The organism is Rhodoplanes roseus (assembly GCF_003258865.1).
Classification (GTDB): Bacteria; Pseudomonadota; Alphaproteobacteria; order Rhizobiales; family Xanthobacteraceae; genus Rhodoplanes; species Rhodoplanes roseus.
In genome coordinates this window covers 13,569-28,196 of sequence record NZ_NPEX01000057.1, presented here as the reverse complement: position 1 = coordinate 28,196, position 14,628 = coordinate 13,569, and the positions used below count along the sequence as shown (strand labels likewise).

General features: G+C 70.8%; 11 protein-coding genes. 1 reads left to right on the top strand and 10 read right to left on the bottom strand.

Going from position 1 to position 14,628, the window contains the following annotated elements; all coding sequences use genetic code 11:
- Window positions 1-150: 150 nt before the first annotated feature.
- Genes CH341_RS10900 through CH341_RS10885 form a run of 4 tightly spaced genes read right to left on the bottom strand, consistent with a single transcriptional unit; the run spans window position 151 to window position 4,629 of the window.
- Window positions 151-1,332 carry a M24 family metallopeptidase gene (locus CH341_RS10900; RefSeq protein ID WP_111419060.1) on the bottom strand — a complete coding sequence of 394 codons (1,182 nt, stop codon included), beginning with the start codon at window positions 1,330-1,332 and terminating at the stop codon, window positions 151-153.
- 19 nt (window positions 1,333-1,351) lie between these two features.
- The gene (locus tag CH341_RS10895) at window positions 1,352-2,335 is read right to left on the bottom strand and encodes an LLM class flavin-dependent oxidoreductase (RefSeq protein WP_111419059.1); all 984 of its coding nucleotides are present in this window, start codon (window positions 2,333-2,335) and stop codon (window positions 1,352-1,354) included.
- Between the two features lie 4 nt (window positions 2,336-2,339).
- On the bottom strand, window positions 2,340-3,590 hold the full coding sequence (locus CH341_RS10890; RefSeq protein ID WP_111419058.1) for a threonine synthase: 1,251 nt from the start codon (window positions 3,588-3,590) through the stop codon (window positions 2,340-2,342).
- 25 nt (window positions 3,591-3,615) lie between these two features.
- Window positions 3,616-4,629 (bottom strand): TIGR03619 family F420-dependent LLM class oxidoreductase, encoded by a 1,014-nt coding sequence (locus tag CH341_RS10885; RefSeq protein WP_111419057.1) that lies wholly within the window; start codon window positions 4,627-4,629, stop codon window positions 3,616-3,618.
- 283 nt (window positions 4,630-4,912) lie between these two features.
- Here CH341_RS10885 and CH341_RS10880 point away from each other — a divergent pair, with 283 nt between their 5' ends.
- A complete protein-coding gene (locus CH341_RS10880) occupies window positions 4,913-6,061 on the top strand; it encodes a DUF917 domain-containing protein (RefSeq protein ID WP_111419056.1) in 1,149 nt (382 codons plus the stop codon).
- A gap of 23 nt (window positions 6,062-6,084) precedes the next feature.
- Here CH341_RS10880 and CH341_RS10875 read toward each other — a convergent pair whose 3' ends face one another.
- The 6 genes from CH341_RS10875 to CH341_RS10850 form a co-directional block, all read right to left on the bottom strand.
- Window positions 6,085-6,792 carry an ABC transporter ATP-binding protein gene (locus tag CH341_RS10875; RefSeq protein ID WP_111419055.1) on the bottom strand — a complete coding sequence of 236 codons (708 nt, stop codon included), beginning with the start codon at window positions 6,790-6,792 and terminating at the stop codon, window positions 6,085-6,087.
- Window positions 6,789-8,585, bottom strand: a complete 1,797-nt coding sequence (locus CH341_RS10870) for a branched-chain amino acid ABC transporter ATP-binding protein/permease (protein ID WP_111419054.1) — start codon at window positions 8,583-8,585, stop codon at window positions 6,789-6,791. Before CH341_RS10870 ends, CH341_RS10875 begins: the two co-directional genes overlap by 4 nt.
- Window positions 8,578-9,453 (bottom strand): branched-chain amino acid ABC transporter permease, encoded by an 876-nt coding sequence (locus CH341_RS10865; protein WP_111419053.1) that lies wholly within the window; start codon window positions 9,451-9,453, stop codon window positions 8,578-8,580. Before CH341_RS10865 ends, CH341_RS10870 begins: the two co-directional genes overlap by 8 nt.
- A gap of 11 nt (window positions 9,454-9,464) precedes the next feature.
- On the bottom strand, window positions 9,465-10,670 hold the full coding sequence (locus tag CH341_RS10860; RefSeq protein ID WP_111419052.1) for an ABC transporter substrate-binding protein: 1,206 nt from the start codon (window positions 10,668-10,670) through the stop codon (window positions 9,465-9,467).
- A 188-nt stretch (window positions 10,671-10,858) separates the two neighbouring features.
- Window positions 10,859-12,328 (bottom strand): amidohydrolase family protein, encoded by a 1,470-nt coding sequence (locus tag CH341_RS10855; RefSeq protein ID WP_111419051.1) that lies wholly within the window; start codon window positions 12,326-12,328, stop codon window positions 10,859-10,861.
- Between the two features lie 111 nt (window positions 12,329-12,439).
- The gene (locus CH341_RS10850; RefSeq protein ID WP_111419050.1) at window positions 12,440-14,587 is read right to left on the bottom strand and encodes a heavy metal translocating P-type ATPase; all 2,148 of its coding nucleotides are present in this window, start codon (window positions 14,585-14,587) and stop codon (window positions 12,440-12,442) included.
- Window positions 14,588-14,628 lie beyond the last annotated feature (41 nt).

Genomic DNA, 14,628 nt, shown 5'->3' with positions numbered 1-14,628 from the left:
CGAAATCGCCTCGACCGAAGCCCGCCGGCGACCACTCTCGGCCCTCCAGGCCTGAAGCGGATTTCTTGCCCAGTCTCGGAGCGGAATGCGGGACCGGCATTCCCGGATTGCGCTGCGCGCCATCCGGGCTACGGGGACCTGATCAGATCCTCAGCCGAGCACGCGCAGCTCGCGCGGCAGCTTGGTGAAGCTCTCGTGGCCGTCCGGCCGGATCAGGATGACGTCCTCGACCATCATGCCGCCCCAGCCGAGTTCGTAGAACGGCGTTTCGACGCACAGCACCATGTTCTCGACGATCTCGACGTCGCGATTGGCGACGTTGAGGGTGGGGAACTCGTGCGGCCCGATGCCGAGCCCGTGGCCGCAATGGCTGCGCTGATAGTTCGGCAGCGCGCCCTGGCGCACACGGTTCACCGCGACGTCGAACAACGCGCCGGCCGTGATGCCGGCCTTGGCGATGGCGAGCTGCGCCAGCTCGCCATCGAGCAGCGCCTGGTAGCGGTCGCGCTGCAGCGGCGTCGGCTCGCCCATCACGGCGGTGCGGGCCATGTCGCACCAGTAGCCGTCGACCGTGCAACCGAGATCGACCCGGACGAGGTCGCCCGGCTTCAGCACGGCGCGGGTCGCATAGGCGTCGGCGAGCGCGGCGCGGTCGCCCGCCGTCACCACCACGAAGCGCGGGATGCCGCCGCCGGCGACCATCTCGGTCGAGATGATGGTGGCGAGGTCGAGCTCGGTCATGCCGGGGCGCGCCGCGGCGAACGCCTTCTCCAGCCCGCGCTCGGTGATCGTCGCGGCGTGCCGCATGACGGCGATCTCGCCCGGCGACTTGACGCTGCGGGCCTTGATCACGGCGGGACGGGCGTCGAAGGTCTTGGCACCGCCGACGAGCGCCTCGACCTGCTGCAGGTCGGCCGGCGTCACGCCGTCGATGCCGACCACGTCGGCCGGCCCGACATGTGCCTTCAGGGCGGCCGCCAGCGCGTCCGCGAAGCTTGCCTCCACGGTCGGCATCGAGGCGAGGTCGATGCCGCCTTCCACGGACGAGACGTAGAACACGCCGTAGCGATGGACGCAGGTCGGATCGCGCAGCACCTCGAGGGCCGGCGCCGCGTCGCTGGTGCCGGTGACCAGCACGGTGCGGTTCGGCGTGACGATGGCGGCGCAGCGGAAGTAGCGGTCGGCGTCGGCCAGCACGCTGCGATAGCCGGTCAGCCAGCCGACATGGTTCGTGTCGGTCGAGACGATCACGGTGGCGTCGTCGCGGGCCGCCGCGAACGTCCTGGCGCGCGCCGCTTCGGCGATCTCGCGCATGTCGTCCCGGTAATGCATCGTCGTGCTCCGATGAATGTCAGTCGGCCGTGCGGCCCGTCACGGCGAGGGCGTCGGCCATCTGCCGGCGGTCCTGGATGCCGTAGGTGACGATCTCGTCCAGCCCCACCGCCCGGTAGGCGGCGAGCGCGGCGGCGACCTGGTCGGGCGTGCCACTGGCGGTGTGGCGGCGCAACACGTCGTCGGTGACGAGCGCCTCGACGGTCGGCCAGTCCTCGCGCGCGAACGCGGCGGCGAGCGCCTCCTGGTCGAGCCGGCTGCCGGCCAGCTCCAGGTTTTTGGCATGGTGCTGGCCGCGCAGGATGTAAGCGATGGTGCGCCGCAGGCGATCCCGCGCCGTGCGCTCGCTCGCGTCGGCCGAGCAGAACACCAGCGCGGCTTTCTGCACAGTGCGGCCGCTCGCCTGCTCGCCGCGGGCGACGAGATCGAGCGACCAGCGGATGAAGGCGGGCGAGGTCGCGGCGCTGATCAGCACCCCGTCGGCGCGCTCGCCGGCGAGCTCCAGCATGCGGGGGCCGGACGCGGCCAGCCAGATCGGCAGCGGCCGTGCGCCGGTGGCGAGCCGCCGGCCCGCGGTGCGGACGCGCTCGCCCGCATACGTGACGGTCTCACCGGCCAGCAAGGCGCGGGCGACGTCGATGCTCTCACGCAAGGTGGCGACCGGGTGTTCGGCCGCGATGCCGATCGCCTCCAGGTCGCGCGGCGCGCCCGACCCGAAGCACAGGCCGACGCGGCCCGGGAACGCCTCGTCGAGAGTCGCGGCCGCCATCGTGGCGTGGACGGGATGCACCGTGTAGGGGCTCATCGCCATCAGCACGACGCCGATGCGGCGGCTTCTCGCGAGCAGCATCGCGGCCATCGCGATCGGCTCGCGGTGGAACAGATGCGACGCGATCCAGACGTTCGCGGCGCCGGCCGCGTCGGCCTGCTCGACCATCGCGGCGAGCTCGGCCGGCGCGCCCGCGCCGTCGTAGGAGATGGCGAAACGGGACGGCGCGGTCATGCGCTCACGCCTTCTTCAGCGTCGCGATCACCCGATCGAGCGAGACCGGCTCGGCCGGCGGCGGCGGCACCGTGGCGGGCATCTCCTTGAGGCCCGTCGAGGTCAGCACCGCGACCACCGGCTCCTCGATCGTCTCGCCGCGCTGGATCGCCTCGTGCAGCGCCGCGATCCCGGCGACGCCGGAAAACTCCTGCCACAGCCCGTCGTTCGCGAGCTGCGTCGCGGCCTCGCGCAACACGGTGTCGTGGAAGGTCAGCGGCCGTCCGCCGGACTCGCGCAGCGCGACGGCGGCCCGATAGGAGCTCACCGTGCAGGCGATGCCGGCCGCGATCGAGCCGGGGCCGGTGACCTCGGCGGCGGCGACGTTCTGGGCCATGGCGCGGGCGAGCGGCGCCCGCACGATCGGCTCGGCCGAGAGGAGACGCGGCACGCGGCTCGTCAGCCCGAGGGCCTTCAGCTCGCGAAATCCCTTGTAGACACCGAACAGCATCTCGCCGTAGCCGGTCGGCAGCACCACGGTGCCGGGCAGCTCGTGGCCGAGCTGCGCCCAGATCTCGTAGGCTATGGTCTTGTAGCCCTCGGGCCCGAACGGGTTGCCGGTGTGGAAGCGGGTGAGATTGCTGGCCGGCATGAAGCCGGTCTCGTCGATGATCCGTTGCAGCGTCGGCCAGCGTGCGTCGCGTTCCACCAGCAGGAACGTGCTGCCGAGCGCGGCCTGCAGGTGGACGAAGGCGGGCTGCGCGTCGCGGGTCGAGATCACGACGCAGGGCAGGCCGGCCCGCCTGGCGTAGGCGGCGGCCGAGGCGCCGTGATTGCCCGTGGAGGCGACGGCGATGCCGGGCGCCTTGTTCTTCACCGCCGTGCTGACGATGCAGTAGTTGAGGCGGTCCTTGTGGCTCCAGGTCGGGTTGCGGCTCTCGTCCTTGAGCCACACCGGCAGGTCGAGCCCCAGCCAGCGGCCGATCGCCTCGCTTTCGATCAGCGCCGTGCCGCCTTCGCCCATCGACAGCTCGGGCACCAGCGGCGGCAGCAGCGGCGCCCAGCGCGCGAGACCCGGCAGCGGCGGCTGCCGCAGCAGGTCGCGCGGCACCCTGGCGTAGTCGTAGTCGATCTCCAGCGGATACTGCATCTCCTCGCTGCTGGTCGCCGGGCAGCCGGTGAGCAGCGGCGGGGAGAGCGGGAAACGCAGGCTCGGATCGCCGAGCGAGCGCTGGCCGATCGCCGTCGAGACCTCGGTCGAGGGTTGGGCCGTCATGTGCCGCGCCTTTCCGCGCCGGGGCTCAGCCGATCTTCGGCCGAACCTCCTCGGCGAACATCTGCATCTGGTCCTTCAGCTCGGCGACGCTGTTGGCCGCGAAAAACAGGCCGAGGAAATGCGTCACGCCGGCCTCGCGGAAGGCGTTGGCGCGATCCACCACGGTCTGCACGCTGCCGACCAGGTTGATGTCCTCCGACTTGGTGCCGGCCTGTCCCTTCAGGGTCGACTTGCGCAGCGACTCGAAGTGCTTGAACATCTGGCTCTGCTGATAGCGCGCCACCGCGCTCTCCTGGTCCTTGCCGAGATGCACCACGTATTGCGGTGCGATCTGCAGCTTGGAGAAGTCACGACCGGCCGCCTCGGTCATTCCCTTGAGCTCCTGCACCATGCGGCGCAGCGTCTCCAGCGGCAGGCCCGCCGGCACCCAGCCGTCCGCCGACTCCGCGGTGCGGCGCAGATGGTTCGGGTTGTTGCCGCCGAAATAGATCGGCAGATGCGCCTGCTTGGTCTTGGGATAGAGCTCGACGTCCTTGAACTTGTAGTACTTGCCGTCGAACGAGGCGCTGCGCTCGGAGAACAGGAGCTGCAGCGCCTTGACGCCTTCCTCCACCATGTCGCCGCGATGCACCTGACCGTCGGGGTTGAGCGCCTCGAACTCCTCGCGATAAGCACCCACGCCGACACCGATCTCGACGCGGCCGTTGCTGAGATGATCGAGCGTCGCGATCTGTTTCGCCGTCACCACGATGTCGCGCCGCATCGGCAGGACCAGCACGCCGGTGCCGAACCGCAGCGTCGTCGTGTGCGCGGCCAGGAACGCGTAGGTGACCAGCGGCTCCCAGAAGCGCGGTGGCACCGGGAACTCGGCCCGCACATAGTGCTGGGTCGTCATGTGGTCGTTGCCCCAGATCGAGTGATAGCCGAGCTTCTCGGAATACTGGGCGATCTCGACCAGGGTCTCCGGATCGGAGAACGGGATCGGATAGGTCAGCCCCTCCATCCCGGTGGGAAATCCGACGCTGTAGAGCAGGCTCATCGGTTCATCCTTCTCGTTCCGTATCGCGCAACAGGCGGGCGGACCGCCGGGGGCTGGCGCGTTCATCGGTGGGGCTGGTGATCGTGAATCCGAGCGTGCGATGCATGCGTAGCCACGGCGCCGTCCGAGGGCAAGGCTCGCATGCCGAAGGGAGGTGCGACGCGTGGCGCCTCGACGTGTCCGGGGGCGTCCGGCTCGATCTCGGTTGGACCAAGGCTTGCAGAGGTGGCATGGGACGGGGGGCCGCGGAGCGGGCGACCGTCGCGGCGGCGAGGAGACGTGAATGAGCGAGAGCGGGACGATCGCGACGATCGACCAGGTCGAGGATTTCTGCTGGGGCCTGACCTTCTTCGGCACCGGCGGCGGCGGACGCATCGAGGCGGGCCGCGATCTCCTCGCGCCGCTCGTCGCCGCGGGCGAGCCGATTCGGCTGACCGACCCGTCGAAGCTGCCGGAGAGCGCGATGGTGTGCTGGGCCGTGATCGTCGGCGGCAAGGATCCGGACGAGCCGCCGCCCGCGGACGAGCTGGCGCGGCACGGCCTCGTCACCGAAGCGTTTCCCGACATTGTGCCGCGGCTCGCCGCGGCGGTCCGCGAGCTGGAGGTCCATGCCGAGCGTCGGATCGATGCGCTGGTCTCGCTCGAGCTGTCGAGCGCCGCGACGGCCGCGACCATCGCGACGGCCCGCATGCTCGGAATCGGCGTGCTCGACGGCGACTATGTCGGGCGCGCCATACCGGAGCTGCCGCTGACCAAGCTGGAGCTGCTCGGGCGCGAGGCGACGCCGGTCGTGATGATCGACCGCTGGGGCAATCGCACCATCGTCGAGCAGGCGGTCGGCACGCCGATGATCGACCGGATCGGCCGAATGCTCAGCCGCGCCGCCTATGGCCGCGGCATCGCGACGGTCGGCCATCTGATGCGGCTCGGCGAGGCACGGCCCGCGCTGGTGCCGCACAGCCTCGCCCGCGCCCGGGCGGTCGGCGCGACGCTGCGTTCCGCCGGGCGTAACGGCGACCTCGCCGCCCGTCTCGCGCCGCTCGTCGACCTGACCGGCGGGCGGGTGCTCGCCGTCGCCGAGACCGCCGCGGTGGAGTGGCGCGACACGCAGCCCTACACGTTCCGGGAGCTGACCTATCGGCTGCGCGGCACCGGAGAGACGGCCGGCCAGGCGATCGACGTGTGGGTGAAGAACGAGCACCACGTGGTGTGGCGCGACGGCGTCGTCGTCGCGACCAGCCCCGACGTGATCGTGCTGCTCGACGCCGAGGACAACCGCCCGCTCACCACGCTGGGCGAGGTGACGCCGGGCCGTCGCGTGGTCGTGTTCGCCATGCCGGCGCTCGATCCGGCATGGCGCAGCCCGCAGGGGCGCGCGCTGCTCGGGCCGCGCCGGTTCGGCTTCGACTTCGATTGCGTGGACCTCGCCTGAGGCGCCGGTTGCGACGGCCCGCATCAGTGCTCGCCGAAATAGACGCGGGCGGCCTCGTTGCGCTCGATCGCCTCGGCCATCGAGCCCTCCCAGGCGAGGCTGCCGGCGGCCAGCATGGTGCAGCGGTTTCCGATCGCCCGCGCGATCTCCATGTTCTGCTCGACCAGCAGGATCGGCACGCCGCTGTCGCGGATCCGGATGATGGTCTGGATCAGCGAGCGCGTGATGCCGGAGGCGAGGCCGGCCGAGGGCTCGTCGAGCAGCAGGAGCTTCGGGTTTGTCACCAGCGCGCGGCCGATCGCCAGCATTTGCTGCTCGCCGCCCGAGAGCGAGCCGGCGAGCTGGTTGCGCCGCTCCTCCAGCACGGGGAACAGCGCGTAGATCTGGTCGAGCGGCTTGGGGTCGCGGCCCTGCGCCGCCGTGGTCGCCGCGAGCAGCGTCTCCTCGACCGAGAAGGTCGGGAACAGCTCGCGCCACTGCGGCACCAGAGCGAGGCCCTTGCGGACGATGGCGCTGGCCGTGAGGCCGGCGATGTTCTCGCCGAAGAACTCGACGGTGCCGGCCCGCTTGGGCAGCAGCCCGGCGATCGCCTCGACGGCCGAGGTCTTGCCGGCGCCGTTCGGGCCGAGCAGCACCAGGGCCTCGCCGGCCTCGATGGTCAGGCGCAGCTCGCGCACGGCGGCGACGCGCCCGTAGCTCACGGTCAGTCCGGTTACGCGCAGCGGAGTCATGCGGCCACGTCCTCGCCGAAATAGAGCTGCCGTACCGCCGGCAGCGCGATGACGTCGGCCGGCGTCCCCTCGGCCACGATGGCGCCGGCGCCCATCACGGAGAGCGAGCGGCACAGCTTGGCAACGAATGGGATATTGTGCTCGACCACCAGCATCGCGATCTTGCGCTCGGCGTTGATGCGCAGCAGCAGCTCGCGCAGATCGTCGATTTCTGCCTCGGCGACGCCAGACACCGGCTCGTCGAGCAGAATCAGGCGCGGATCCGATACGATGGCGCGGGCGATCTCGAGCCGCCGCTGGTTGCCGAGCGACAGCGAGCCGGCCGGCGTGCGGGCGAGATCGGCGAGCCCCACCGCGTCGAGTGCGGCGAGTGCCTCGTTGCGGGCGGCCGCGGCGTGCGCGCTGCCGCGGAACTCGTCGAGGCTCTGGCCGACCGCCGCGAGCACGCCGTTGCGGCCGCGTCCGATGATCACGTTGTCGAGGCAGGAGAGCTGCCCGAACACCGCGACGTGCTGGAACGTGCGGGTGATGCCGAGCCGGATCCGATCGCGCGCGGCGAGATCGAGCAGCGAGGTGCCGTCGAAGGTGACGCGCCCCGCATCGGCCGGAAGGAAGCCCGACACGATGTTGAACAGCGAGGTCTTGCCGGCGCCGTTCGGTCCGATCAGGCCGTGAATGCCCCCGACCGGGACGACCAGGCGAGCCGAGTTCACCGCATGCAGCGCGCCGAAATGCTTGTCGACGCCCGCGACCTGCAGAAGCGGCTCCGGTGACTCGGCGACGATGGGCTGCACGGTCGCCGGTCGGCGGGCGGCCGTATGCTCGGACGCCGCTCTGCGATCGTCCGCCGGCCGGCGCACCACCGATACGGCACGGCGGATGAGCTCGACGAGGCCGCCGGGAAAGAACATCACCACGACGATCACGAGCGAGGCGAAGAACAGCTCCTGATAGTCGGCGACCGGCCTCAGCACCTCCGGCAGCATGCGCAGCCCGCCGCCGCCGAGCAGGCCGCCCCAGATCGAATGCATGCCGCCGACGATCGGATAGGCCAGCATGAAGATCGAGGGCAGCACGCCGTAGCTGTCGGGATCGAGGATTCGCACGCGCGGCGCCGAGAGTGCGCCGGCGAAGGCGATGCCGATCGAGCTCACCACGAAGGCGGCCGTGAGATAGGCCGGGACGCTGACGCCGAAGGCCTCGGCCGCGACCTCGTTGCCGGCCGCCGCCTGCAGGTTCTTGCCGAAGGCGCCGCGCACCAGCACGGTGAGGACCAGAACCGCGAGGGCCGAGAAGACACCGATCAGCAGCAGGAAGTCGCCGTCGGTCCGTACCGTCCAGCCGAACAGGGTCGGGGCGGGGACGTGGATGCCCTCGGCGCCGCCGGTCAGCGACTTCGCCTCGCGGATCAGGATGATGCAGACGCTCTGGAACACCAGCGTCACCATCGCCAGATTGTGCCCGCGAAAGCGGGTGCCGGGCAGGGCGATCAGCCAACCGGCGAGCGCGCCGGTGAGGAGCGCGCCGGCCAGCCCGATCAGATACGGGATGCCGAGATGGATGGCGAGCAGGCTCGACGTGTAGGCGCCGATCGCCATCACCGAGGCGGCCGCCAGGGTGATGCAGCGCGCCAGCCCGACCAGGACCACCAGCGACGCCCCGACCAGCATCGACACCAGTGCGATGGAGATGACGAATTTCGGATAGTTGTCGAGCCCGAGCCCCAGCGCCGTCAGCGCGAGCAGGACGAGCGCGGGGCCGATCCCGGCCAGAACGCGACGCAGATCAGACACGGCGCGCCACCTTCTCCGGGAAGAGCCCCTCGGGGCGCCACATCAGCACGATGAACAGCAGCAGGAAGCTGATGCAGTTCTTGAACGCGCTGGAGATGTAGGCGGCGGCCAGGCTCTCGGTGATGCCGAGCAGGAGGCCCCCCAGGATCGCCCCTTTGAGGCTGTCGAATCCGCCGATCACGCCGGCGACGAAGCCGGCCGAGATGAGGGCGATGGACAACTCGACCGAGACGCCGCTGACCGGCGCCACGAACACGCCGGCGAGCCCGGCCATGGCGCCTCCCAGGAACCAGGCGAACATGTAGACGCGGTCGACCGAGTAGCCGCAGAGCTGGGCGCCGCGGACGTTGGACGCCATCGCCCGCATGCCGCGGCCGAGCCGGCCGTAGCGGAACAGGACGACGCAGGCCGACGAGATCACCAGCGCGCCGACGATCACCCACAACGTCTCCTGGGTGACGAACACGCCGCCGAAGATGAACGGCATCCCGACGAACATGCCCGGCACGGCCAGGAGCTCGGTGTTGTAGGTGAGGCGGAACGCCTCCGAGAGGGCGATGCCGAGGAACACGGTCGCGATCACGACCGTGAACATGTCGGCCCGCCGCAGCGGCCGCAGGATCAGGAACTCGATCAGGGCCGCCACGATCCCGATCAGCGGCGGGATCAGCACATAGGCCATCCAATATGGCCATTGCCAGTGCACGACGACGAGGAAGCTGGCGAAGGCGCCCAGCATGGCGAAGGCGCCATGGGCGAAGTTCACGGTCTTGGTGGCCTTGTGCACGACCACCAGACCGAGCGCCGCGAGCGCATAGATGGCGCCGAACTTGGCGCCGGCGATCAGAACGAGTCCCAGCTCCGCCATCGTCGTGACGCTCAGGGCCGCTCGATGACGCGATAGACCTGCCACTCGCCGTTCTTCACGACGGTGGCACCGAGACGGTAGTTGCCCTGGTGGTCGGTCTCCGTGAAGCTCTCGGGGAAGCTGACGTCGAGGCCGCCCATCTTGGTCGGGCCGGCGTCCTTCAGGCTCGACCACGAGGCGAGGAACTTGTCGCGGGTGAGCTGGCAGCCGGTGCCCTGGATCGCCTCGGCGACCACATAGGTCGAGCCGTAGGCGATCATGTCGTAGTTGTTCGGCCGGCCCTGCGGCATGGAGCCGAGAAAGGTCTTCAGCCGCGCCTCGAATTCCTTCACGGTGTCGTTCTGTCCCGGGAAGGCCGGGTTGTTGAAGTAGCCGCGGATGCCGTCGGCGTTGCCGATGATCGGCACGATGGCGCGGCTCACGGCCGAGCCGTCCAGCACCCAGCGGATGTTGGTCATGCCGAGCTCGCGCGCCTGCTTGATGGCGAAGCCGGCCTCCGAGAAGCTGCCGAGGATCAGCACCGAGTCGACCTTCTGGCGGCCGAACGAGACCAGCTGAGAGGTGAAGTCGCGGGCCGACTGGTCGAACTTCTCCAGGGCGTAGTCGACCTTCTGGGCCTTCAGGTGGTCCTCGACCGCCTTGAGGGTCGCCTGCGGGAACGCGTAGGTGCCGGCCAGGACGCCGATCTTCTGCGGCTTGTGGCCCTCGTCGTAGAACATGCTGATCAGGCCGGGCGCCGCCACCTCGACCGGCACGATGGCCCCGTGAAAGACGTTCTTGGAGAACGGCTCGCGGATGATCGGTGTCGAGCCGTAGAGATTGTAGGTCGGCACGCCGACCTGGCGGACGTAGTCGGCGGCCGCGGCGGCGCCGGTGCTGCCGGAGGCGAGGACGAGGGCGAAGACCTTGTCCTGCTCGACCAGCTTCTTCACCGCGGCGAGGCTCTCGGCCGGGGTCGAGGCGTGCTCGTAGTTCAGCTTCAGCTTGCGCCCGCAGACGCCGCCCTTCTGGTTGATCTCGTTGAGCGCCAGCGTCATGCCGTCGCGGCCGGGCGTCCCGATGAAGGCCAGCGGCCCGGTCAGCGCGCCGATCGCGCCGATGGTGATCTCGGTGTCGCTGACGCCGGGCTCCTGGGCCCGGACGGGCGCCGCCGTCGAAGCGAGGCCCGCGACGACGCCGATCGCCAATGCCGCGCGAAGATAGGAGCCACGTCGCATGAATCTCTCCTGGTTGTGCTCGGTATACAGGGCTTGAATACAAAGACGGCCGACGACCGGGCGGCCGTCACGCGGATCGGAGATCGAAACAGATGCGCAAATCTTGTGCGCTGGTGAGATGCTCGATCTTAAGGCATCCACGCGACCGATCAATCGTCATCGGTGCGTGTGCCGGCTCGTTCGTCGCATCATTCGTCCTTCAGATGCTCCCCGGTCTCGTAGAAGGCTCGCAAGGTCGCCTGCGACCGCGCGATCACGGGCTGCAGCGCGCGCATCAACGGCGCGGCCGCCCGCAGCTGCGCTAGCAAGTCCCGTTCCAGATCGTCGAGATCGACGCCGAGCACGCGCCCGTCGCGCACGACCTCGCGTCCGTCGACGAACAGGCCGCGCACGTGACGTCGCGTCGCACGGGTCAGCACCACCTCGGTCTCGTCGACCATGCCGTCGATCACGTCGCTCGCCATCGCGCCGTAATCGAGCACGACGATGTCGGCCGGCTTCTCGGGTGTGAGGCTGCCGTAGTCGCGTCGCCCGGTGGCGATCTCGAATCCGGTCGCGAGTGCCGCTTCGAACAGCAGAGCCGGGGTCAAGGGCGAGGCATTGCCGGTCAGCGAGTGCAGCCAGTGGGTGACGCGCATCTCCTTGAACGCGTCGTCGTCTTCGTCGAACGAGGCGGAGTCGACGCCGATGCCGAACCGCATGCCGGCCCGGATGTAATCGGCGACCGGCGCGATGCCTGAGCGCAGCCGCAGGTTGGAGCTGGTGTTGACGGCGATCGTGGCGCCGCGCGCCGCCATCAGGCGGCAGTCCTCCGGCGAGAGCCACACGCCGTGCGCGCCGGCGAAGCGCGGCGACAGCAGGCCGAGCGCGTCGAGATGCGAGACGAGGCCGGCCGGATGACGTGCGTCGCTCCACTCGCGCTGCGCGCGCGTCTCCAGAAGGTGCGTGTGGACGCGGCGGCCCGTGTCGGCGGATTCCGCGGCGGTCGCTTCGAGCAGCGCGTCGCTGCAGGCGATCGGGCTGTTCGGGCCGAGCTGCACCGTGACGGTCGGGCCCTCGATGCGTCGCGCGATCTCGCGCACCAGCGCCATGTAGTCGGCCGGCGGCGGGAACGGATGCAGCCACCTCTCCCGGATGATGTCGCGATCGGCGGCGGGGTGGCGGGCGACCATCGCCGCGTCGTCGCCGTAGCCGAGGGTGCGGCAGTCGCGCAGCGGCACCACGAAGGCGAGCCTGACGCCGACGTCCCGCGCCGCGCGCGCGACCGCCACGGCCTCGTCGACGAGCCGCTCGGTCACGATGGACGAGTGGACATGCACGACGGTGCCGACACCGGACTGCGCCAGCCGCGCGAAGGCGACGGCCGTGTTCACGTAAGGGTCGACGGGCGGATGCGCGTAGAGGGCGGCGCGCCACAGCTCGAGTTGCTGGTCGTGTGCGCCATAGGCGAGCTGCCGCAGCCCGCGGCCGTGATCATGCGCGTTCACCAGGGCCGGCAGGGCGAGGAGGTCGGCCGCGGCTCCCGCGGTCGCGCGACGCGGGTCGGCCGTCAACGCGTCGATCACGCCGTCCCGCCAGCGCAGCGTCACGCCGCGGTCACAGGCGCCGGCGCCCGGCGTCGCCATCAGGCGGCCGACCGATAGTTCGCCGGAGCTCATGAAATGCGTCGATCCATGGGACGCGAAGGTGACGAAGATTGAATGCAAAGTCCAGCAAGGCCGTCCACCGGCGAGCCGCGGCCGGCGAACCCGCCGACATTCGCCGACCTCTCACATCTTCCAGGCGAGCAACCGCATGGCGTTCGCCGTCACCAGCACGGTGGCCCCGGTGTCGGCCAGGATCGCCGGCCACAGGCCGGTTATGCCGAGAATCGTCGTGATCAGGAACACGGCCTTGAGGCCGAGCGCGATGGTGATGTTCTGAGAAATGTTCCTCATTGCGGCACGCGACAGCGCGACCATGCGGGCCACGTCCATCACGCGCCCGTGCAGCACGGCGGCGTCGGCCGTCTCCAGCGCCACGTCGGTGCCGCCGCCCATGGCGATGCCGACATCGGCGGCGGCGAGAGCCGGCGCGTCGTTGATGCCGTCGCCGATCTTCGCGACGGTCCGTCCGTTCGCCTGCAGGTCGCGCACGAGGTGCTGCTTGTCTTCCGGCAGCAGCCCGCCATGCGCCACGATGCCGAGCTGCCCGGCGATGGCGGCGGCGGTCTGCGGGTTGTCGCCGGTCAGCATCACGGGCGTGATGCCGGCGGCCTTCAGGGCCGCGATGCCGGTGGCGGCATCCGGGCGCGGCTCGTCCCGCATGGCGATCAGCCCCGCGACGGCGTCGCCGGCGAGCAGCACCGCGACGGTCTTGCCCTCCCGCTCGAACGCCGCGATCCGGGCGGCCGCGTCGTCGCCCAGCGGCACGCGCTCGGCGGCGCTGCGGGCGGAGCCGAGAAACAGCGCCTCGCCGCCCAGCCGGCCGATCACACCCTTGCCGGGTTCTGCCCTCACGTCGGCCGCGGGCGGGGTCGGCGCGCCGTCGGCCTTGGCCCGCGCCAGGACGGCGAGGGCGAGCGGATGATTCGAGCCGTTCTCCAGGGCGGCCGCCATGGAGAGGAGCTGGCGTTCGGTGCGGGCGAGGCCGACCAGGTCGGTGACGCGCGGCTTGCCTTCGGTGAGCGTGCCGGTCTTGTCGAGCGCGGCGTCCGTCACCTTGCCGAGCGTCTCCAGCACGGCGCCGCCCTTCACCAGCAGCCCCTGGCGCGCGCCGGCCGACAGGGCGGCCGCGATGGCGGCCGGGGTCGAGATCACCAGCGCGCAGGGACAGCCGATCAGCAGCAGGGCGAGGCCCTTGTAGATCCACTCGCTCCAGCCCGCCCCGGCGAGGAGCGGCGGCGCCACCGCCACCAGGGCCGCGACGGCGACGACGGCGGGCGTGTACCAGCGTGCGAAGCGATCGATGAAGCGCTCGGTCGGAGCCTTGGCCTCCTGCGCCTCCTCGACGAGCCGCACCACGCGCGCGATGGTGTTGTCGGCGGCGGCCGCCGTCACGCGCACGCGCAGCACCGCGTCGGTGTCGATCGATCCGGCGAACACCGTGGCACCGGGCGACTTGCGCACCGGCACGCTCTCGCCCGTGACGGGCGATTCGTCCACGGCGCCATCTCCGTCGATCACGACTCCGTCCGCTGCGATGCGGTCGCCCGGACGCACCATGATGACGGACCCGACGGCGAGGCGCTCGGCCAGCACCTCCTCGGTGCGGCCGTCGCGCTCGACCAGCGCCGTCTTGGGCACCAGCGCCGAGAGGCCGCGGATGCTGGCCCGGGCACGGCCGGCGGCGACGCCCTCCAAAAGCTCGCCGACCAGGAACAGGAACACCACCATGGCGGCTTCCTCGGCCGCGCCGATCAGCACGGCGCCGACCGCCGCGATGGTCATCAGCATCTCGATCGAGAACGGCGTGCCGGTGCGGGCGGCCGCGAAGGCCCGCCGGGCGATCGGGACGAGGCCCACGGCGAGGGCGGCCAGGAAGGCCCACCAGCCCGCCTCCGGCACCAGCTTGCCGGCTGCATAGGCGGCGGCGAGCGCCGCCCCGCAGGCGAGCGTGAGGGTGCCTTTGCGGGTCCGCCACCAGGGCGCGTCCTCGGTCGCGCCGTGGTCGTGCCCGTCCCCGCTCTCGGCCTCGGCGGCGTGGTCGGCCGGCGGGTCGGAAGGCGCCACCTGGTAGCCGAGCGGGGAGAGCGAGGCCTTCATGGTCGGCAGCAGGGCAGGGGCGGCGGCATGCGTCACCGTCATGGTGCCGGCCGTCGCCGAGACCGATACGGCCGCGACGCCGGGCAGCCGGCTCACCGCCGCCTGCACCTTCGCGGCACAGGAGCCGCAGTCCATTCCGGTCACGCGGTAACGGGTCTCGATCACGTCCGACATCGGCAGGCCTTTCCATTCCTGCCGAGAGTCCTACATGCTCT

Bases quoted from the DNA above. Each gene is read 5' to 3' on its own strand.
- CH341_RS10900 (WP_111419060.1), bottom strand. From the start codon at position 1,332: ATGCATTACCGGGACGACATGCGCGAGATCGCCGAAGCGGCGCGCGCC.
- CH341_RS10895 (WP_111419059.1), bottom strand. From the start codon at position 2,335: ATGACCGCGCCGTCCCGTTTCGCCATCTCCTACGACGGCGCGGGCGCG.
- CH341_RS10890 (WP_111419058.1), bottom strand. From the start codon at position 3,590: ATGACGGCCCAACCCTCGACCGAGGTCTCGACGGCGATCGGCCAGCGC.
- CH341_RS10885 (WP_111419057.1), bottom strand. From the start codon at position 4,629: ATGAGCCTGCTCTACAGCGTCGGATTTCCCACCGGGATGGAGGGGCTG.
- CH341_RS10880 (WP_111419056.1), top strand. From the start codon at position 4,913: ATGAGCGAGAGCGGGACGATCGCGACGATCGACCAGGTCGAGGATTTC.
- CH341_RS10875 (WP_111419055.1), bottom strand. From the start codon at position 6,792: ATGACTCCGCTGCGCGTAACCGGACTGACCGTGAGCTACGGGCGCGTC.
- CH341_RS10865 (WP_111419053.1), bottom strand. From the start codon at position 9,453: ATGGCGGAGCTGGGACTCGTTCTGATCGCCGGCGCCAAGTTCGGCGCC.
- CH341_RS10860 (WP_111419052.1), bottom strand. From the start codon at position 10,670: ATGCGACGTGGCTCCTATCTTCGCGCGGCATTGGCGATCGGCGTCGTC.
- CH341_RS10855 (WP_111419051.1), bottom strand. From the start codon at position 12,328: ATGAGCTCCGGCGAACTATCGGTCGGCCGCCTGATGGCGACGCCGGGC.
- CH341_RS10850 (WP_111419050.1), bottom strand. From the start codon at position 14,587: ATGTCGGACGTGATCGAGACCCGTTACCGCGTGACCGGAATGGACTGC.